The sequence below is a fragment of the Clostridium sartagoforme genome (assembly GCF_004794105.1).
GTDB lineage: Bacteria > Bacillota > Clostridia > Clostridiales > Clostridiaceae > Clostridium > Clostridium sartagoforme_B.
On the sequence record NZ_SRYR01000001.1, the window covers coordinates 1413410 to 1432423 of the forward strand.

The window sequence follows — 19014 nt, forward strand, 5'->3', positions numbered from 1 at the left end:
TTTTTGAATATTTTAGAAAAAAAAGTTTGTATCAAATTTTGATACAAACCCCTATAGTCATTTAAAATTATCTTATGTGAAAAAACAAATATTCAATTCTTCTATTAAACTATTAATATTTTAGGTTAAATTTATAATTTCTGAAGCCACTGGTTCGCCTTTTAAATATATACAATTAGTTTTCACTCTAGTTATCTCACTAACATCATGGCTAATTATAATAGTGGTTTTTTCTTTTTCCTTTAAATATGAATAAATAAAATCAATAATTTTATTTTTATTTTCTTTATCCAATCCTTTAAAAGGCTCATCCATAATAAATATATTCCCATCATATAATAATGCTCTAGCAATACTTACACGTTGCCTCATACCTCCACTTAATTCATGTGGATATAAATTTTCACAGTTATTTAAGTTCAATTCTTTTAATATATATCTAATTTTTATTTCTTTTTCCTTATTAGTACACTTCTTGTTTAGTACTAATTCTAAATTTTCATAAACATTCTTCCAAGGTAAAAGCCTCGGTTCTTGGAATACAACACTAATATCTTCATCTTTCATTAAAAGGTTATCCATAATATATTTTATAAGTGTTGTTTTTCCAACTCCAGACTCTCCCATAATAAAGTTTATATCTTTTTCTTTAATATCAATAGAGAAGTCTTTATATAGTATTCTATCTCCAAAAGAAATATTAATATTCTCATACTTAATCAATTAAATATCTCCCACCTTTTAAAGACTTTTTAATTATAAAAAGAATTACCTTATCTAAAATATAAGATAGCAAAGCAACAATAATTATCCAAGCAAAAATTCCTGGAGTATTAAAGTTAATCTTTGCTCCTTGTATTGCTGTTCCTATACCATACTTTGGTTGCCCAAATACTTCTCCTGCAACAACAACCTTAAAAGCTAATGAAAAAGTAGAGGTAGCAATTTGAGATATATTAATAAAAACAGATTGCATATAAAAGTTTTTAAGTTTCTCTTTAAATGTGATCTTATAAATATCTAACATCTCTACTAACTGCTCATTGCTATTTAAGATGGAATTTATAGTTGTTTCATATAAAATAGGAAATGATATAACTATACCTATTAAGTAAGGTGAAGAGTTTTTATTTAGCCATATTAATGCAATTAAAATAAAAGCAATATTGGGAATTGATTTAATAATTGAATTAATAGGATAAAAAAAGTTGTAAATATATTTATTAAAGCTTGATAACACACCCAATAATATTGCAATTATAGATGCTACTAAAAAACTAATTATTGCCCTAAACAACGAATATCCAATGTCTAACAAAAAACTCTTGTCTCTAAATATTGTTATAATTTCATTTACCACTTCATTAGCCTTTGGTAAATAAATTGAATTATCAATAATATTAGAAATAATTATCCAAATAATACTTAATAGTGTAATAGAAATAAATATAAGTCTTTTATCCTTCATAGAAGAACTCTTCATCTGGCACTTTTTCTCCTATTGATTTAGCATTTGCAGCTTCTAGGATCTTAAAATAATTAATATAATCTTCTTTATTATCCTCTGCTGGTACAAAAGTAATATTACTATTTTCAATTGATTTTTCAAGGATATTTACATCTACCTGTGATCCATTATCTACAGAGAAAGTTGCAGCATCCTTTTTATTTTCATTAACCCAATTTATTGAACTTTCTACTTCTTTTAATAGCTCTTTTACAAATTTATTATTATTACTAATTAAATCTTCTTTAATAATTAAACTTGCTTGTGGAAATCCATTTTCACTATTAAATTTTTCCTTCCAAATATCATTTAGGCTTCCAATAACTTTAATATCTTGATTTTTACTTAGTATAGTAGTTAATGCAGGTTCAGGAACCACTGCATATTTAGCTTTTCCACCTAATATAGCCGGTGCAAGTTCTGTTGCCCCACCTACATAACTATATGTAACATCATTAATATTAAGTTCTTTTAATAAAGCTTTAAAAACAATATCTGGAGTTAGTCCATTACCAATGTTATATACTTCCTTACCACTTAAGTTCTCAATATCTATTTCACCTTCAGTTGAAATTAAATATAAAGCTCCAAAACCAGTAGTTCCTACAAGTTTATAACCTAAACCCTTATTATAAGCTTGTGCTGCTAGATTAGATGGAACTATTGCTATGTCTGGTTCCCCCTTCATAACTGATGCAGCTAAAGTATCTGCTGTATTTTCAATGGAATAATTAATATTATATTTCTTATCAACTTGAATATTTTCTTTTATCATCTTCGATATTGCCGTTGAAGGTACTCCATTAGGTGCTACAAAAGATATATCTGTTTTTACCACATCTTCTTCCGTCTTAGCACATCCTGCAAATGACAATGCCATAATAAATAATGCTATTAAACTAATTACAATTCTACTTCTTTTCTTCATATCTATTCCCCCTTATAAATCCATTATATATTTCTTTCAATAAATAATCTACTTTTTAAGTATTTATGATATTTTAAGTTAAGAATAATTTAAAATATAAATTACATTAATTGAAATAATCAATTGATTAATTTTTTATAAGTTGAGCACATAACTTATAAACTAATATATTTTAGCTATAATTACAACTTAGTAAAATATAAAACTTTATTGCAACTTATATATCATTTTATATATTAATAAAGAATTTAGTAGACATTTTATTTATAAGGTATCATTAAACCCATAATGAAGTAAACTATTTGACTTTTACAAAATTTGTAATTATAATATTCCTATAATAATTGAAGGGGTGAAATTATGATAGAAGATAAAGTTAATCTTTTAGTTAAGAATAGTAACAATTTAGAAAATGTTAAATCCAGTTTTTTAGCTGGTGTTTTTAAAAAATGTAATGCCCTAACATTAACACTAAAGGGTCTTGAAGCAGACGTTTATCAAATTAATAATTGCATAGATATAATAAAGACTAACTCTGGTGTATTATCTAACTTTAGAGGAAATAATTTATTAACTACAGCAGTTAATTTATCAATTTTAGATAATCCTGAAGAAAGCTTTAATGAATTTATTATTATATATGAAAAATTGAAAAAACATTTTTATACTAATGAATTCTTAGTGTTAGCTTCCCAAATTATATATAATTATAAAAACGAAAGAAGCGTAGATGAAATAGTAGTAGATACTAGAAAAGTCTATGATTTAATGAAGGAAAATCACCTATTCTTAACTGGACAAGAAGATATTTGTTCTGCTGCATTAATTGCTACTACTTGTGATGATTTAAATAGTACTTTTACTGATATGGAAAGATGTTATAGCATATTAAGAAAAAATGGATTTTGGAGTGGAAATAATCTTCAAGCATTAACTCATATACTTTCCTTATTTGGGGGTACTGCAGAAGAAAAGTGTAATAAGATGATTTTACTAAATAATGTACTAAAAAGAAGCAATACACATATAGATGGCTATTCACTACCTATTTTAGGTGTTGTTGCACTTACAACTTCTGATTATGATAAATTTTCTAAAGATCTTGAATCAGTAAATAAAGTATTAAAAAAACAACATGGATTTGGAAACTTTTCTTTAGGTTCATCCTTAAGAAATATTATATCAGCTTCTTTAATTTGTGTAGATTCCCTTGAGAGTGACAAGGATTCCTTAAGTTATAAGATTATTGAAACTACTAAGAATATATCTTTAAATATTGTAATGATTATGCAAATAGCTGCTTCTAGTGCAGCCACTACTGCATCTATAGCTGTATCAACTTCAAATAGCTAAAATTAAAGCCTTAAAGTTTAATCTTCAAACTTTAAGGCTTTCTTCATACCATCTTCACCTATAATAGTATTATTAAAAACTGATTTAGCATTATCTATAAAATCTATAGGTTCATTCATTGCTGGGCTAAAATGCGTAAGTAATAATTCTTCTGCATTACTATCCTTAGCTAAAATCCCAGCTTCTCTAAAAGTCATATGCTTATTCTTAATAGCCTTCTCTATATCTTCATCACTTCCATATGTTCCTTCACATATAAATAAATCACTATTTTCTATCAAATCTATAATTTTATCAGTTGGTCTCGTATCTGTTATATAACTTAACTTAATTCCCCTTCTTTCATCTCCAAGAACCATAGAACTGTTATAGATTAGTCCATTATGTTCTATCTTCTCTTCTCTTTGTAGCTTACTCCATAATACTTTAGGAACATTTCCTTCTACAGCTTTTTCTAAATTAAATTTTCTTTTTCTTTTAAGGTATAAACTATACCCAATACAAGGTGCTGAATGATTAAGTTCTTCTGTATTAATTATAAGATCAGACCTATCTTTTTCTGATATCTCTATAAAATTCTTCTTAATAGCTAAAGATAACTCCCTTGGATTTTCTATTATCTCTAACTTATATGGTAAGTATGGAAATAATACACTTAGCCCTTTTATTACGTTAGTAATTCCTTCTGGTCCAACTATTATTAACTTTTCTTCTCTTCCACTATTTCCAATGGTAGAAAGAAGTCCTGGTAATCCAACAATATGATCTCCATGAACATGAGTTATTAAAATTATATCTATTGCCTTAAAGCCTAAATTATTTTTCCTAATGGCAACTTGAGTTCCTTCACCTACATCTATTAATATTTTTCTTCCATTTATATTTATAAAAAGAGATGATAAATGTCTATTAGGCATAGGCATTCCTCCACCACAACCAAGCAAAGTTAAATCTATCATAATAACACCCCTTGTGTGCAGTATGCACCATTTACAATTAACAATTAACAATTAATAATTAAGGAAAAAACTCCATTAGGAGTTTTTAAAAGGAATTACTTATATAATTCTAGACGAATTATATAAGTAATTGTTCATTTTTTATTTTAAATTAAGTATTGTGCGATATCCCTAATTATATAAACTTTATTTAGCAAGTTCTAAAGCAATTTCCATCATATCAGTAAAACTTTCTTGTCTTTCTTCTGGTGATGTTTCAATACCTTTAAATACATGATCAGAAATTGTAAGTATTGATAAGGCTTCTACTCCATACTTAGCAGCAAGAGTATATAATTCTGCTGACTCCATTTCTACAGCTAAACAACCATATTCAGCCCAAAGATTAAGTCCTCCAACATTTGTATCATCATAAAATAAATCTGAAGATAAAATATTACCTACCTTCATATTTAACCCTTTTTCTTTTCCCTTATTATATGCATCTAATAAAAGATCAAAGTTTGCTGTTGGTGCATAATCCATGCCAAGGAATCTTCTATTATTAATTCCTGAATTAGTTGATGCACTTTGTGCTAAAACTATATCTCTTACATTGACATTATCGTTTATTGAACCAGCAGATCCAATTCTAATAAGTCTTTTTGCTCCATAAAATCTTATAAGCTCGTTTACATAAATAGAATGTGATGGTAATCCCATTCCTGTTCCTTGCACAGATATTCTTTTTCCTTTGTATGTTCCTGTATATCCATACATCCCTCTTACAGTATTATAACAAACAGGATTTTCTAAATAAGTTTCAGCTATAAACTTAGCTCTTAATGGATCTCCTGGTAATAGTACTGTTTCAGCTATAGCTCCTTCATCAGCCATTATGTGTAAATGCTTTGCCATATAAAATTCTCCTTATTAATAAATTTTTCTCTATAATAATGGAGCTTAACAAATAAATTTAATATAATAACTAAAAATGATTTAACTTTAAAACTTACTAAAGGAGTTTTTCTATTAATTCTTCATTCTTAATTATTAATTTTTAATTGTACTAAAGCGCCATCTATATTAATTATATACTCTTATATAAAAATTAAAAAGTGTAACTAGTAATATTATTTACTAATTACACTTAAAAATACTAATAAATTGGGCTTGAAGTTATACTACTATCATTATCTCTTGGTGCATAGATATTTACTTTACCAAAACTTGTAGTGTTAATAGTATAAACATCAGTTTGTGGATTACCTAATATTTCATAGGATAATCCTCCATATCTAGATGGGGCTAAAGAACCTACTTCATTTCCTATAACAGGCGCTTTAGATAATGGATATACTCTCCAACTAGGAACAACATTTTTTAAATTTAAATATTTTTTATTGCTACTATTTGATGATGAACTTCCACCATATAAAGGACTTGTTGTTATAGTGCTATCATTATCTCTTGGTGCATAGATATTTACTGTTCCATAGCTTTCAGTATATATTGTATATACATCAGTTTGTGGATTAGCACTTATCTTATAAGATAGTCCTCCAAAATTAGAAGGTAGGACAAATCCTACTTCATTACCTACTACTGGTGCCTTAGTTAATGGATATACTCTCCATCTACTTACATGACTTAATAAATTTAAATATTTGTTTGCATTGTTACCAGGATTACTTGGAACTTGTGGAGTGCTAGGGTTTGTTACCACTAATCCTGTTAATCCCTTTACAATAGCTGTAGATATTTTATCTGGATTATAAATAGACATATCACTAGAGTCAATAAAACATGTTTCAATAAGCATGGATTTTGCTACTATACTTCCAACTAAAGCAAGAGCTGAACCATCCTTTACTCCTCTATTAACATATCCTATATTATTCATTTCTTTTAAAATTGACACTGCTTCACTTAATTGAGTTCCATTTTTAGTATATATTTCAGTTCCTCTACCTCCACCAGCATTTAAGTGGATAGATACTGAAATGTTAGGATTTGCAGCATTAGCAGCGCTTATTCTTCTACTTAAACTATCTGAAACACTAGTTGCATAATCTGGAGAAACTACAATAACAGTATGACCTAACTTTTCAAGTTTAGCCTTTACAGCTTTTCCTATTTCCCTAGTTAGGTTTTCCTCCCTATATCCATTCCCTGCTGCTCCTGTATCCGGACCTGACAAGCAATGTCCGTAATCTAGGGCTATTCTCATACTAATCACCTCTATACATAATATGCAAGCTTCATAGTATTGCCATTATTAATTTTTCATAATGTTCCTAAGTGTACCTATCATATATAAAGAACCAGAGGCTAAAATTAAGTCATCCTCTTTCGCTTTAGATTTAGCATAATTAATTGCATCTGAATAATCATCAAAGGCAATACAATTAGTATTATATTTTTTAACTATATTCTTTAATTCTTCTGCCCCTTCAGCTCTAACTGAATTTGCAGTTAATGTATATACTTCAGTTGCTAATGGTGCCAAAATCTTAACCATCTTTTCTACTTCTTTATCTGCTAGTATACCTAGAACCAAATAAAGCTTGCTATATATAAAGTATTCACTTAAATTACTTTTTAAAAATTCCACCCCAGAAGTATTATGTGCTCCATCTAAAACAATATAAGGATTCCTACTTAAAACTTCTAGTCTTCCCTTCCATTTTACTTTTTCAACTGCAGATTTAACTTTATCTATATCTAATTTAATATACTTAAGATTATCTAACTCTTTCACACCTTCTATAGCTAAAGATAAATTTATAATTTGGTGTTTTCCTAATAATGATAAGTTCAATTCTTCATCTTTATTTTTCAAATTAACTAAAATTCTTTGAGAAATTTTATTATTATTTACACCTATAAATTTATAGTTATTTAAATTAGCAATTATTAATTCAGACTTTGTATTTATAGCCTTATTTACAATTACTTTTAGAGCTTCTTCTTTTTGATTACAAGTTATTACGGGTATATTTTCTTTTATAATACCTGCTTTTTCATTAGTTATTTCTTCAATTGTATTACCTAGAATATTTGTATGATCTAAACTAATTGATGTTATTATTGAAAGAATTGGTGTTAATACATTAGTTGAATCAAGCCTTCCTCCAAGGCCTACTTCAACAACTCCAAAATCAACATTATTTCTATATAAATAAAGAAACATTATACAAGTTAATACTTCAAATTCTGTAGGATGATTAAAGCCCTCTTCAACTACCTTTTCCACATAAGGCTTTATTTCATTAATTAAACTTATAAAATCCTCTTCCTTTATATTCTCTTCATTAATACGAATAGTTTCTTCTATATCTTCTAGATGTGGAGAGTTAAAATATCCGACCTTATATCCATGTTCAATTAATATTCTTCCTAGTATAGCTGATGTTGATCCCTTACCATTCGTACCTGCAATATGAATTAATTTTATTTTCTTATGTGGGTTACCTATTAACTCTAATAATCTTTCTGTTCTTTCAAGACCATAATTTGATCCAAGTACCCTTAGGCTTTCCAAGTATTTTAATGTATCTATATCCTTCATTTTTACTCCATCCCTTTGACTTCATTTAATATATGATTTAGAAATTTTTCCATTGTATCATTAATTCCCAAATGACTTAACATTCTACTTCCTACAGCGTCTTCAAATTCATTAAATAAAACTTCACCATTTTTTAAAAGAAGAAAATCTATTCCACCATAATCAATATTTAAGTTGTTTAAAATTTTATTTATAATCTCCTCTTCTTTATATGAATAATTAAATATTTCTATACTTCCACCTTTAGTAAAATTAGAAACTATAGATTTCTCCTTAGGAATTCTTATTACTGCATGTTCAATTTTATTATTAATTATGTAAAACCTTATATCTCCAATGTAATCTTCAATATATTCTTGATAAATATTCTTACTAAAATCTAAGTTGTCTAGATTATCTAATATTCTAATGTTAATTCCACCATGCCCATTTTTAGGCTTTTCAATTATTTTTTTATTATTATCCATTTCTTTTAAATTACTATATACTTTTGCATAATTAAGTCCTAAGGTTTCTATGTAATCATAAGCAATTAATTTATCATTACCTAGAATACAAAACTTATAATCATTAAAAACCCTTACTCCCTCTTCTTCTAATTTAAATGTAATATTAAAATTCCTAGATCTATTTATTGCAAATAAAAAATCAATACAAACTTCATTAATTTCATCTTCTAAAAAAAGTCTTATATTTAAACCCCTTTTCTTTCCCTCTTCAATTAACCAATCTATATATGATAAATTTTTATTTAAGTCTTCTCTACTGTAAATAACAATACCTTCTATCATAAAACTTCCCCTAATACATACTCTAGTATTTTTCTCCCGAAACTCTTTCCCCAAAGCTCTTCAAAGCTTAAGAAATTTAAATTAGAATTTACCTCACAAAGAATCGGCTTATTATTTTCACCAAATAATAAATCAACACCTGAAAAGTCTAATCCAAGGGCTTTATGTGCTTTTAATGCTAACAATTCCTGTTCCACTGTTAAATCTATTAATCTCCCTTTTCCACCTTGACTAATATTAGCTCTAAAGTCTTTCTCAGACTCCCTAAGCATAGCCCCTATCACTTTATCACCTATAATATTTACTCTAATGTCCCTACCAAAGCTACTTTTTATATTTTCTTGAATAATAAAATCTATATTTCTCTTATTTAATTCAGTAACCTTATTAATAAATTCTTCCCTATTATTTATTAGATAAACTTGCATACCAAAAGAACCCATAGATTCTTTTATTATTACACTTTCACCTAAAGCCTCATAACATTTAACTAGATAATCTTCACTATTAAGTGAATAATCAAATATCATAGGTGATAAAATAGTTCTAGGCATGCTTATATTATTATTTGAAAGCACTAAATGCATTAATCCTTTATGATCGCAATTCTTAATTGACTCACTTGAATTAAAGACTTTAAAGCCCATTTTTTCAAGGTGCTTAGCAAGTAATACATCCTTATCCCAAAAAATTATAAATTTAGGCTCTTCTAATTTTTTTAAATATATTAATTCTGCCTCTCCATTTTTTAAGTACATAGGAATTATTTCTGCATTTTTAACTGCTTCCAATTTAATATTTAGCTTCTTTCCCTCTTCAACTAAGGAATCTACTAGCTTTAATATTTTAGGAACATTTAAAGTTCCATTATAAATTATCCATCCTGTCATACTAAACCAACTCTCTTATTATGTAGTATTTATTAACCTACTTTTATCACTTTAAAAATTCTTTGTCAACCTTTATACTATTATTATCTTAACATATACGAAGGAGACAATTATGAATGATTTAAATGAAGTATTAAAATTAGATTTAAATAAAATATCTATTTATGAAATCAATGAAGAAAAACTAATAGAATTAAAAAATTGTGACTATTATATAAAAAATAATTTTTACTTCTGGCTTGCAAATAAAATTAATATATTCGAAGATAAAAATAACTTTAATGAAGTAGCATATGCACACTATTTAATGTCCTATTATATTTTTATAGTTCTTACACCTTTATGCTATGAAGAACTTGCCTTCAATCACATTAAGAAAGCCTTAAAGTATCATAGCTCTATAAAATATAAAGAATGGATTCTTATCTTTTCTACATTGCCTAATAATTATTTAAAACAATATGATGCTATAAAAATAGCTGAAGAAGTAATTAATGAAGATCCTACAAGTACGTTAGCCAATACTATTTTACAGATGTTTTAATATTAAACAATAGTCTATTAAAGTTTATTACTAATGTTTCAACTATAAAACAAAATAAACTTCAATAAAAAAATCTGCTTTGCAGACTATGTTTTTCTGTCAATTAGTAAAGTTATCTACAGATTTATAAAAATATAATTTCCCAATGAATGAAAAAAACTCCCTAAAAAGGGAGTTTTCTTGTAAATTTAATTGAAAGCAATTTGGTACAAATTACATCCTAAATTCTTCATTCTTAATTTTTCATTAATTTAATGCTTTTATTCTAACTAAAACAGCATCTAACATTTCTTGATACTTTTCTCTCTTTTCTTTTTCACCATCAATTACTGCTTGAGGTGCTTTAGCTACGAATCCTTGATTAGAAAGCTTCTTATCTATTCTTTCTACTTCACCTTCTAATTTCTTCTTTTCTTTATTTAATCTTTCAAGTTCCTTTTCCTTATCTACTAAATCAAGTAAAGGCATAAATAATTCTCCACCTTTAACAACTAGTGATACTGCATTTTCAGGAACCTCATCTTTATTATCAATAAATGCTACTTCTGATGCAGATGCTAATTTTTCTATATAGTTAACTCCTGCAGTAAAGGCTTCTTTAGCTTCAGTTGTAGTATGAGCTATAACCTTAGCCTTTCTTGAAGGTGGAACATTCATTTCTGCTCTAACATTTCTTAATCCCTTAATTGCTTCAATTATAAAGTCCATATCTTTTTCAGCTTTTTCATCTTTTAAAGCTTCATTAGCTTCTGGCCAGTTAGAAACAACTATTGATTCTCCATCTGTTAAAGTAGTATAGATTTCTTCAGTTATAAATGGCATTACTGGATGTAGAAGCTTAAGTCCAGTTTGTAATACTGTATTTAAAACATTATAAACTATTCCCTTAGCCTTTTCATCTTCTCCGTATAATACACCTTTAACTAATTCTATATACCAGTCACAGAATTCAGTCCACATAAAGTCATATACTTTTTGAAGAGCAATTCCTAGTTCATATTTTTCCATGTTTTCAGTTACTTCACTAACTAAAGTATTCATTCTTGAAAGAATCCATTTATCAGCTAAACTATATTCCTTACAATCAGCATATTTATCCATTACTTCTTTATCAAGGTTCATCATAACAAATCTTGATGCATTCCACATCTTATTAGCAAAATTTCTAGCAGACTCAACTCTTTCAGGTATATATCTTATATCATTTCCTGGAGAGTTTCCTGTAACTAACATAAATCTTAAGGCATCTGCACCATACTCTTCAATTACTTCTAATGGATCTACACCATTACCTAGTGACTTACTCATCTTTCTTCCTTCTGAGTCTCTAATAATTCCATGAATTAATACAGTATCAAAAGGAGTTTCATCCATATTGTATAATCCTGAGAATATCATTCTAGCAACCCAGAAGAAGATAATATCATATCCAGTTACTAAAACGTTAGTTGGATAGAAATATTCTAAGTCTTCTGTTTTTTCAGGCCAACCTAAAGTTGAGAAAGGCCATAATGCTGATGAGAACCAAGTATCTAATACATCTTCATCTTGATGAAGGTGCTTAGAGCCACACTTTGGACAAACATCTGGAGCATCTACTTCAACTATCATTTCTCTACAGTCATTACAATACCAAACTGGAATTCTATGTCCCCACCATAATTGTCTTGAAATACACCAATCTTGAATATTCTCCATCCAGTTGAAGTATATTTTATCAAATCTCTCAGGAACAAACTTTGTTTGCTTATTCTTAACTACATCTATTGCTGGTTTTGCTAATGATTCCATCTTAACATACCATTGCTTAGATATAATAGGCTCAACAACAGTGTTACATCTATCATGAGTTCCTACATTATGAGTATGAGGCTTAACTTTAACTAATAGTCCTAAATCTTCAAGATCCTTAACCATTTGCTTTCTTGCTTCATATCTATCTAAGCCTTGATACTTTCCACCTAATTCATTAATAATTCCATGGTCATCCATAACTCTAATTTGAGGTAAGTTATGTCTAAGACCTACTTGGAAGTCATTAGGATCGTGGGCTGGAGTAATTTTAACAGCACCTGTTCCAAATTCAATATCAACATAGTCATCTGCAACTATTGGAATTTCTCTATCTGTTAGAGGTAACTTTATCATTTTACCTACTAAATCTTTAAATCTATCATCATTAGGATTAACAGCTACTGCCGTATCTCCAAGTAAAGTTTCTGGTCTTGTAGTTGCTATTTCTAAATTTCCACTACCATCTGCTAATGGATAATTAATATGCCAGAAGAATCCATCTTGTTCTTCATATTCAATTTCAGCATCTGAAAGTGCAGTTGAACACTTTGGACACCAGTTTGTTATTCTATTTCCTTGATAAATTAAACCTTCATTATATAACTTAACAAAAACTGTTCTAACAGCCTTATTTAAATTTTCATCCATAGTAAAGGCTTCTCTAGAGAAATCACAAGAAACACCCATCTTTTTAAGTTGATTTCTTATAGTACCTCTATATTCATCTGACCATTCCCAAACTTTTTCAAGGAATGCTTCTCTACCCATTTCCTTTTTAACTAAACCTTCTTTTAAAAGTTCATTTTCTACCTTAACTTCTGTTGCAATTGAAGCGTGATCTTGTCCTGGAAGCCATAAAGTAGAATATCCTTGCATTCTCTTAAATCTTATAAGCATATCTTGAAGTGTATTATCAAGAGCATGACCTAAGTGAAGCTTACCAGTTATATTTGGTGGTGGCATAACAATTGAAAAAGGCTTTTTATTTTTATCAATTACTGGTGTAAAATATTTTTTTTCTTCCCAAGTCTTATAAATTCTTTCTTCAAAGTCTTTTGGGCTATAAGTTGTCGCTAAGTTTTTCTTTTCTGACATATCTCTTCCTCCTATTAAACATACTAATTATAGTTAGATTTAACTTTTTAAACAATAAAAAAAGAGCCTTCATCACAAAAGGACGAAGTCTCGCGGTACCACCTTTTTTCTTAATATATAAATATATTAAGCTCTTTATATAATAACGACTAAGTCAGCCGCCTTTACTTACTTAGTTTCAGTAAAGATGCTCAAAAGCTACCTTCAGGATACTTTAATATAGAAGGCTTTCAGCCCATGACCTTCATTCTCTTAATATACAGTACTCCCTACTCCTCTTTATCAACGCTTTTAAAATATGATTTTTAAGGCTATATTATACCATATTATTATTTTTGTCAATAATATTGATAGACTTATTATAATTTAATTTTCATTCATTGTAGAATTAGATACTTTAATTAATTTAGGCATTTACTAAAACTTATATATCAATAATAAATAAACCTTTTTATTTTTTTTGTAATCCCCTATAAATTCTTGCTTCAATCATTCATTAATAATTGATAAAACCTTCAGTAAAAAAGGAGCTGTGGTAGCCCCTTTTTTAACTGAAGGTTTTTGGAGTAAATTCATTGCCCTTAGCTTTTGGTTCTCCAAAAGCTGCTTTTACACTTTCTACTTGAGGATTATGATTTACATGTTTCTTATTACTATTTTTAGGTTTATTACTCATTTCTTTCACCTCCAAGATAATCTTATCTTATGTAAAAGAAATTTTATTATGTATTAACTTTCTATCCAATTAATATCCTTCATAAATTCATGAACATACTCTTCACTCATATTAGGATTTATTGTTTCTTCATGCATTATAGTAATTACTGACATTGCTATTGCATACTTAACAGTATCAATTAATGATAATTTTTTTAAATATCCATAACCAATACCTGCTACAAATGAATCTCCAGCTCCTGTTACATTTTTTACTGAAACTCCTGTAGTTTTAATTTTTCCTTCTTCAGAATTATTTTTATAATATATTCCATCTGCATCTAAGCTTATAAAGACATTAGTTACTCCTTGCTCTAAGAAGTAATCACAAGCTCTCTTTATATCCTCATCATTATTTATCTTAAATCCACATAAAACCTCTGCTTCTAATCTGTTAGGCTTTATTGTATGAAAATACTTAACTAAATGTTTTATTTTGCTTGCTTTACTTGCTGATACAGGATCTAAAATAAACTTTGTATCTTTAGAGTATTTTTTTAAAATATGCTCTAATAATTCTGGATGATCTGAGTCTACAACCATATATTCGGCATTTCTTATTATTTCAGACTTGCTATCAATAAAATTAGAATCAATTTTATTTAAGCATTCCATATCTACTATAGCAGATTCCATTTCACCTTTTTCATTTAAAACAGCCATATAAGTAGGAGTATACTCATCTTCTAAGATAAGTGAGTGTTCCATATTATATCCTACTTCTTTAGAGTTATTTAAAATATTCTTTCCTTGGTCATCTCCCCCTAATACAGATATAAAACTAGTATTAACATTAACTCTTGCTAAATTTTCTGCTATATTTCTGCATACCCCACCTAGGGAAATCTTAATATTACCAGGTATAGAATCTCTACTATTATATTTTCTTCTGCTAAAACCTATAATATCGACGATTGATGCCCCTAATACTAATATATATGGATCATTTTTATACATACCATCTCTCCCACTCTTAAAATCCGTTAAAAAACATAAATCCATTATATTAAATAACCTAAAAAAAATAAAGTTATTTTTAAAAATTTTGTCGAATTTTAAAAATTGATAATAATATATAAAATTACCATTTTATAATCACTTACATATATTGAATATTACAAAGACTTTCTGTCAATAATTTAATTAAAATATTCTTAAGATGGAGGATTTTATGAATTATTTTAATGAAGGAAATATGTACTATAATTTAAAAGATTATTCAAAAGCAATAGATTATTATAAACTATCCATTGAAAATGAAGATAATGTTGCTTGCTCATATTATAATTCTGGAGTTTGTTATATAAAGCTAAGAAACTTCGATAAAGCTATAGAACTTATAAAAAAAGCAATACTTATTCAACAAGAAAGTAAATACTATTTTAATCTTGCCTATTGTTATGCAATGAAAGAAAACGTAAAAAAAGCATTAATTTATTTCAATATGGCCTGGTCACTAGACTCAACTGATGTTGACTGTGAAAAAGCAATAAATCTAATTATGGCAAAAAATAAAAAGTGGGATGTATCAAATTAAAAATTCCAATAATATAAGTTTTCTCGGCACTAAATGAAAGTCGACTAACTCATATTATTGGAATTTTTTATATTAATCATCTAATATATTGAACTTTTTCTAATTTAAATATTAGCAGGTAAAACATATCTAATTATGTCCTTACCTATTAAACTTATATTATTTCTGATTATATTTAAACATAAAATTTTATCTACAATTTAATATAAAAAAACCCTCTATTTCTAAAATAGGGGGTTTTCATAAAATATAGTAATTCTGAAAGAATTACATCCTTAATTGTTCATTATCCATTGTTAATTTTTAATTGTTAATTCCATTCTCCTGCTATTTCAGCATTTATATGATCCTTATCAAAGTCATTATTATCAAAGTAATCTCCTGATAAATAGAAAGTTGGATCTACATTTATCCATATTCCCTCATCTTCTAAATATGCTTGATTCCAAGCATGAGGTCCATAATTTCGACCATCAAAAGCATCTCCAGTAACTATTCTACTTCCTAGTCCTACAGCCCTTGACATTGCAACATAAAGGCAGGCATAATCAAAGCAAATACCACTTCTAGTGTTATAAGCTTCTAAAGCTCCACTATTAGTTACACCTTCTCTTCCTAATGCTTTTTCTGCTTTATCAAAATCATATTTAACATTTGATCCCACCCATGCATAAATTCTTTTTGCTTTTTCCCTATCAGATTTAGCCCCTGCTGTAATCTCTCTTGCTTTATCATCTATTTCCTTGGAGGATTTAATTCCATCCTCTAATGTAACTCCATTGTAGTATATTATTACATTAGAGTTAGCAGGAATATAATCTTTAAAATCATTATATGATAAAACTGGTTTATTAACAGATACCATTTCGTTAAGTTTACTATATCCGCTAATATTATTGAAAATATCTATATCTGAATTTTTACCAAATGTATAATTGTAAGTTATAATTCCCATAAACATAATTAGTATTACTACTAATCCTTTTAGGAAACCAAACAAAGTAGAAAATAAGACTATTCTAACTTTCCCCCTACTTAGTAATATCTTATATGCCTTACTAAGAGGATTACTTAATAATGATAATATAAAATAAAAAACTGCTTGAATTATAGCAAATATAACTCCCAGTGCTAATGCTTTTACTATATTATTATTAAGTATTGAAAACTCTGGGTTATTACTTGCAAACTTTAATATAGCTAAATAAATATTCTCTAAATTTAGTAACATTATTAGAAATGTTACAAATATAGAAAAATAATATATTAATCTTTTTAAAGAGTATACTGCACTTTCTTCTTCTAGTGAACCTTGGATACTATCTTTTATAGAAAAAAGTAATAGTAAACCACATATTATATATGGCAAATACTCTAGCATAGTACTATCTCCTTTATTTATATATCTTCTTGATTAGTTATTTTTCTTACAACATAGGAAACTGTATCGTAGCTATATCCCTTAGATAATAAAAACCTAAATAATTTCTGTGATAATTTATACTTATCATCTTCTCTTTTAGCTATTACATTATACTTTTTAATAGCAATATTGTAAGCATTATCTCTTTCAGCTTCTTCATCTATATTAGATATACTACTCTCTATAATATCTTCGCTTATACCCTTCTTAATTAAGTCATACTTAATCTTGCTTTTTCCTTGAGTTCTATTTTTATCTTTTATATAAAGTTTTGCAAAGTTATTATCATTAATGAATCCATACTCTTTTAAAAATTCAATTGATTTTTCTATTGAATTTATATCATAGCCTTTAAGTAAAAGTTTATCTTTTAATTCTTTTTCGCTTTTATATGTCTTTTCAACAATCCTTAAAGCTGCACTTTTACATTTTAGATAATTATCTTTTTTTGCAATTTCCTCTATTCTTTCAATATTAATAGATTCATTAGTCTTAAGTCCCTCTTTATAAACTAATTCACTATCTAAAGAAAAAGCATATTCATGATCAACATATACATTTACTCTATTTTTATTTCTCTTTTGTACTTCAATCTTTGTTATTGTATTCATAATTATCTCCAATTTATTAAGATCTTAGTATATGAACTGTAGGATTTTCTAATACCTTTTTAGACACTTCATTAATTTTATTAATATCTAAAGTGTGAAGCTTATTCATATCTTCTACAAATTCATAAAAATTCTCTCCATCTAATCCTTGATGAAGAATATAGTTACATAATTCAGCTGGATCTTCTAAAGTTGATATTACTGCTGTTTTATGAACCTTTTTCATAAGCTCTAGATGTCTTTCTCCAATTTCTAATTTTCCACTTTTAACATCATCAATAGTTTCATCTATAGCTTCAATAGCAGAACTTAAATCTTCCTCTGCTACTGCAGTGTAGATATATAAAGTCTTAACGTAATTAGTCATATCTATACTAGTATAAATATCATAAGCTAGTCCTCTTTTTTCTCTAATTTCTCTAAATAGTAAAGAGTTTGAACTTTCACCAAGCCTATGATTTAAAATCCTAAGTGGCAATTCTAACTCCTTGTCTAAATTATGAAAAGTATATAAGTAAACTATTGTATTTTGCTCTATATTACTTTTTTTAGAAGTAACTATAGTATGTTTATTATCCTCTATAATAATATCTTTCTTTTTAATTTCCCCTTTTTCCCATTTACTAAAAATCTTTTTAACTTCTTCTAAAGCATCCTTATGATCATAAGATGATACTATAGTAACTATTGAGTTATTAGGAAGATAATATTTATTATAAAAACTTAAAAGATCTTCTCTAGAATACTTTTTAACATTTACTTCAAGTCCAGCCACATCATATTTTAATGGACTCTTATTAAAGGCAATTTCATTAGTTCTTTTAAAGCTTAAATCTTCTATATCATCTTTGCTAGTTCTCATTTCAGCTAAGATAACGCCTCTTTCCTTCTCTAATTCCTCGCTATTAAACTCAGGATTTATAATCATATCTCCTAGTATTTCTATTGCTTTATTTAATTCCTCTTCTAAACAACTAACAGTGTATACAGTTGAAGTATAATCAGTATATGCATTATACTCCCCCCCTAGAAACTCTAGCTCATCATTTAATTCCTCGTAGCTTCTTGTTGTAGTTCCTTTAAAAAGCATATGCTCTATAAAGTGGCTAATACCTCTTTCATTACTGCCTTCATTTAATGAACCTACTTTAACTCCAATATTGATTGAAGATATTTTAGTATCCTTTTTTATAGTAATAACTTCTAAACCATTATCTAAAAAATGTTTCTTAACATCAAAATTCAATTTAAACATCCATCCACCTATCATCCTTCATATTACCTTGTTTAAATATAATATGAACCCTTTATAAAT

At 27.4% G+C, this 19014-nt stretch carries 18 protein-coding genes and 1 other annotated feature; of the genes, 3 read left to right on the top strand and 15 right to left on the bottom strand.

The window, feature by feature from the left end:
- Window positions 1–120 precede the first annotated feature (120 nt).
- The 3 genes from E5347_RS06370 to E5347_RS06380 are packed head-to-tail and all read right to left on the bottom strand — an operon-like array spanning window position 121 to window position 2435.
- Window positions 121–723 (bottom strand): ATP-binding cassette domain-containing protein, encoded by a 603-nt coding sequence (locus E5347_RS06370; protein ID WP_136005602.1) that lies wholly within the window; start codon window positions 721–723, stop codon window positions 121–123.
- Window positions 716–1468 (bottom strand): ABC transporter permease, encoded by a 753-nt coding sequence (locus tag E5347_RS06375; protein ID WP_243109733.1) that lies wholly within the window; start codon window positions 1466–1468, stop codon window positions 716–718. The genes E5347_RS06370 and E5347_RS06375 overlap by 8 nt, the downstream gene beginning before the upstream one ends.
- On the bottom strand, window positions 1458–2435 hold the full coding sequence (locus E5347_RS06380) for an MqnA/MqnD/SBP family protein (RefSeq protein WP_136005605.1): 978 nt from the start codon (window positions 2433–2435) through the stop codon (window positions 1458–1460). The genes E5347_RS06375 and E5347_RS06380 overlap by 11 nt, the downstream gene beginning before the upstream one ends.
- A 360-nt stretch (window positions 2436–2795) precedes the next feature.
- On the opposite strand from E5347_RS06380, the gene E5347_RS06385 reads away from it, so the two are divergent.
- Entirely contained in the window at window positions 2796–3788 is a 993-nt protein-coding gene (locus E5347_RS06385) for a DUF4003 family protein (protein WP_136005607.1), read from the top strand.
- Between the two features lie 17 nt (window positions 3789–3805).
- Here the strand turns inward: E5347_RS06385 and E5347_RS06390 are convergent, their stop codons facing one another.
- The 6 genes from E5347_RS06390 to E5347_RS06415 form a co-directional block, all read right to left on the bottom strand.
- Entirely contained in the window at window positions 3806–4747 is a 942-nt protein-coding gene (locus E5347_RS06390) for a ribonuclease Z (protein ID WP_136005610.1), read from the bottom strand.
- A gap of 186 nt (window positions 4748–4933) precedes the next feature.
- Window positions 4934–5644: a purine-nucleoside phosphorylase gene (gene deoD / locus E5347_RS06395; RefSeq protein ID WP_136005612.1), complete on the bottom strand. Its 711-nt coding sequence runs from the start codon at window positions 5642–5644 to the stop codon at window positions 4934–4936.
- Between the two features lie 241 nt (window positions 5645–5885).
- Window positions 5886–6956 (bottom strand): N-acetylmuramoyl-L-alanine amidase, encoded by a 1071-nt coding sequence (locus E5347_RS06400; RefSeq protein ID WP_136005614.1) that lies wholly within the window; start codon window positions 6954–6956, stop codon window positions 5886–5888.
- Window positions 6957–7004: 48 nt separating this feature from the next.
- Window positions 7005–8297, bottom strand: a complete 1293-nt coding sequence (locus tag E5347_RS06405; protein WP_136005616.1) for a bifunctional folylpolyglutamate synthase/dihydrofolate synthase — start codon at window positions 8295–8297, stop codon at window positions 7005–7007.
- Window positions 8298–8299: 2 nt separating this feature from the next.
- Entirely contained in the window at window positions 8300–9088 is a 789-nt protein-coding gene (locus E5347_RS06410; protein WP_136005618.1) for an ATP-grasp domain-containing protein, read from the bottom strand.
- The gene (locus E5347_RS06415; protein WP_136005620.1) at window positions 9085–9978 is read right to left on the bottom strand and encodes an ATP-grasp domain-containing protein; all 894 of its coding nucleotides are present in this window, start codon (window positions 9976–9978) and stop codon (window positions 9085–9087) included. Before E5347_RS06415 ends, E5347_RS06410 begins: the two co-directional genes overlap by 4 nt.
- 112 nt (window positions 9979–10090) lie before the next feature.
- Here E5347_RS06415 and E5347_RS06420 point away from each other — a divergent pair, with 112 nt between their 5' ends.
- The gene (locus E5347_RS06420; protein ID WP_136005622.1) at window positions 10091–10522 is read left to right on the top strand and encodes a hypothetical protein; all 432 of its coding nucleotides are present in this window, start codon (window positions 10091–10093) and stop codon (window positions 10520–10522) included.
- Window positions 10523–10768: 246 nt separating this feature from the next.
- On the opposite strand, the gene E5347_RS06425 is transcribed toward E5347_RS06420, so the two are convergent.
- The 3 genes from E5347_RS06425 to E5347_RS06430 form a co-directional block, all read right to left on the bottom strand.
- Window positions 10769–13411 carry a valine--tRNA ligase gene (locus tag E5347_RS06425; protein ID WP_136005624.1) on the bottom strand — a complete coding sequence of 881 codons (2643 nt, stop codon included), beginning with the start codon at window positions 13409–13411 and terminating at the stop codon, window positions 10769–10771.
- A gap of 75 nt (window positions 13412–13486) precedes the next feature.
- Window positions 13487–13706, bottom strand: a binding site (T-box leader).
- A 252-nt stretch (window positions 13707–13958) separates the two neighbouring features.
- Window positions 13959–14087, bottom strand: a complete 129-nt coding sequence (locus E5347_RS17185) for a CPC_1213 family protein (protein ID WP_279230089.1) — start codon at window positions 14085–14087, stop codon at window positions 13959–13961.
- A gap of 53 nt (window positions 14088–14140) precedes the next feature.
- Window positions 14141–15085, bottom strand: coding sequence for a carbohydrate kinase family protein (locus tag E5347_RS06430; RefSeq protein ID WP_136005626.1), 945 nt, complete (start codon window positions 15083–15085; stop codon window positions 14141–14143).
- Between the two features lie 214 nt (window positions 15086–15299).
- Between E5347_RS06430 and E5347_RS06435 the strand changes: the two genes are divergently transcribed.
- Window positions 15300–15665, top strand: coding sequence for a tetratricopeptide repeat protein (locus E5347_RS06435; RefSeq protein WP_136005628.1), 366 nt, complete (start codon window positions 15300–15302; stop codon window positions 15663–15665).
- Window positions 15666–15975: 310 nt separating this feature from the next.
- Here the strand turns inward: E5347_RS06435 and E5347_RS06440 are convergent, their stop codons facing one another.
- Genes E5347_RS06440 through E5347_RS06450 form a run of 3 tightly spaced genes read right to left on the bottom strand, consistent with a single transcriptional unit; the run spans window position 15976 to window position 18954 of the window.
- Entirely contained in the window at window positions 15976–17046 is a 1071-nt protein-coding gene (locus E5347_RS06440; RefSeq protein ID WP_136005630.1) for a transglutaminase-like domain-containing protein, read from the bottom strand.
- A 17-nt stretch (window positions 17047–17063) separates the two neighbouring features.
- Entirely contained in the window at window positions 17064–17699 is a 636-nt protein-coding gene (recX, locus tag E5347_RS06445) for a recombination regulator RecX (RefSeq protein ID WP_136005632.1), read from the bottom strand.
- A gap of 16 nt (window positions 17700–17715) precedes the next feature.
- Window positions 17716–18954: a M16 family metallopeptidase gene (locus E5347_RS06450; RefSeq protein ID WP_136005633.1), complete on the bottom strand. Its 1239-nt coding sequence runs from the start codon at window positions 18952–18954 to the stop codon at window positions 17716–17718.
- Window positions 18955–19014: the final 60 nt, after the last annotated feature.

Bases quoted from the DNA above. Each gene is read 5' to 3' on its own strand.
- E5347_RS06375 (WP_243109733.1), bottom strand. From the start codon at position 1,468: ATGAAGGATAAAAGACTTATATTTATTTCTATTACACTATTAAGTATT.
- E5347_RS06380 (WP_136005605.1), bottom strand. From the start codon at position 2,435: ATGAAGAAAAGAAGTAGAATTGTAATTAGTTTAATAGCATTATTTATT.
- E5347_RS06385 (WP_136005607.1), top strand. From the start codon at position 2,796: ATGATAGAAGATAAAGTTAATCTTTTAGTTAAGAATAGTAACAATTTA.
- E5347_RS06390 (WP_136005610.1), bottom strand. From the start codon at position 4,747: ATGATAGATTTAACTTTGCTTGGTTGTGGTGGAGGAATGCCTATGCCT.
- deoD (WP_136005612.1), bottom strand. From the start codon at position 5,644: ATGGCAAAGCATTTACACATAATGGCTGATGAAGGAGCTATAGCTGAA.
- E5347_RS06400 (WP_136005614.1), bottom strand. From the start codon at position 6,956: ATGAGAATAGCCCTAGATTACGGACATTGCTTGTCAGGTCCGGATACA.
- E5347_RS06405 (WP_136005616.1), bottom strand. From the start codon at position 8,297: ATGAAGGATATAGATACATTAAAATACTTGGAAAGCCTAAGGGTACTT.
- E5347_RS06410 (WP_136005618.1), bottom strand. From the start codon at position 9,088: ATGATAGAAGGTATTGTTATTTACAGTAGAGAAGACTTAAATAAAAAT.
- E5347_RS06415 (WP_136005620.1), bottom strand. From the start codon at position 9,978: ATGACAGGATGGATAATTTATAATGGAACTTTAAATGTTCCTAAAATA.
- E5347_RS06420 (WP_136005622.1), top strand. From the start codon at position 10,091: ATGAATGATTTAAATGAAGTATTAAAATTAGATTTAAATAAAATATCT.
- E5347_RS06425 (WP_136005624.1), bottom strand. From the start codon at position 13,411: ATGTCAGAAAAGAAAAACTTAGCGACAACTTATAGCCCAAAAGACTTT.
- E5347_RS17185 (WP_279230089.1), bottom strand. From the start codon at position 14,087: ATGAGTAATAAACCTAAAAATAGTAATAAGAAACATGTAAATCATAAT.
- E5347_RS06430 (WP_136005626.1), bottom strand. From the start codon at position 15,085: ATGTATAAAAATGATCCATATATATTAGTATTAGGGGCATCAATCGTC.
- E5347_RS06435 (WP_136005628.1), top strand. From the start codon at position 15,300: ATGAATTATTTTAATGAAGGAAATATGTACTATAATTTAAAAGATTAT.
- E5347_RS06440 (WP_136005630.1), bottom strand. From the start codon at position 17,046: ATGCTAGAGTATTTGCCATATATAATATGTGGTTTACTATTACTTTTT.
- recX (WP_136005632.1), bottom strand. From the start codon at position 17,699: ATGAATACAATAACAAAGATTGAAGTACAAAAGAGAAATAAAAATAGA.
- E5347_RS06450 (WP_136005633.1), bottom strand. From the start codon at position 18,954: ATGTTTAAATTGAATTTTGATGTTAAGAAACATTTTTTAGATAATGGT.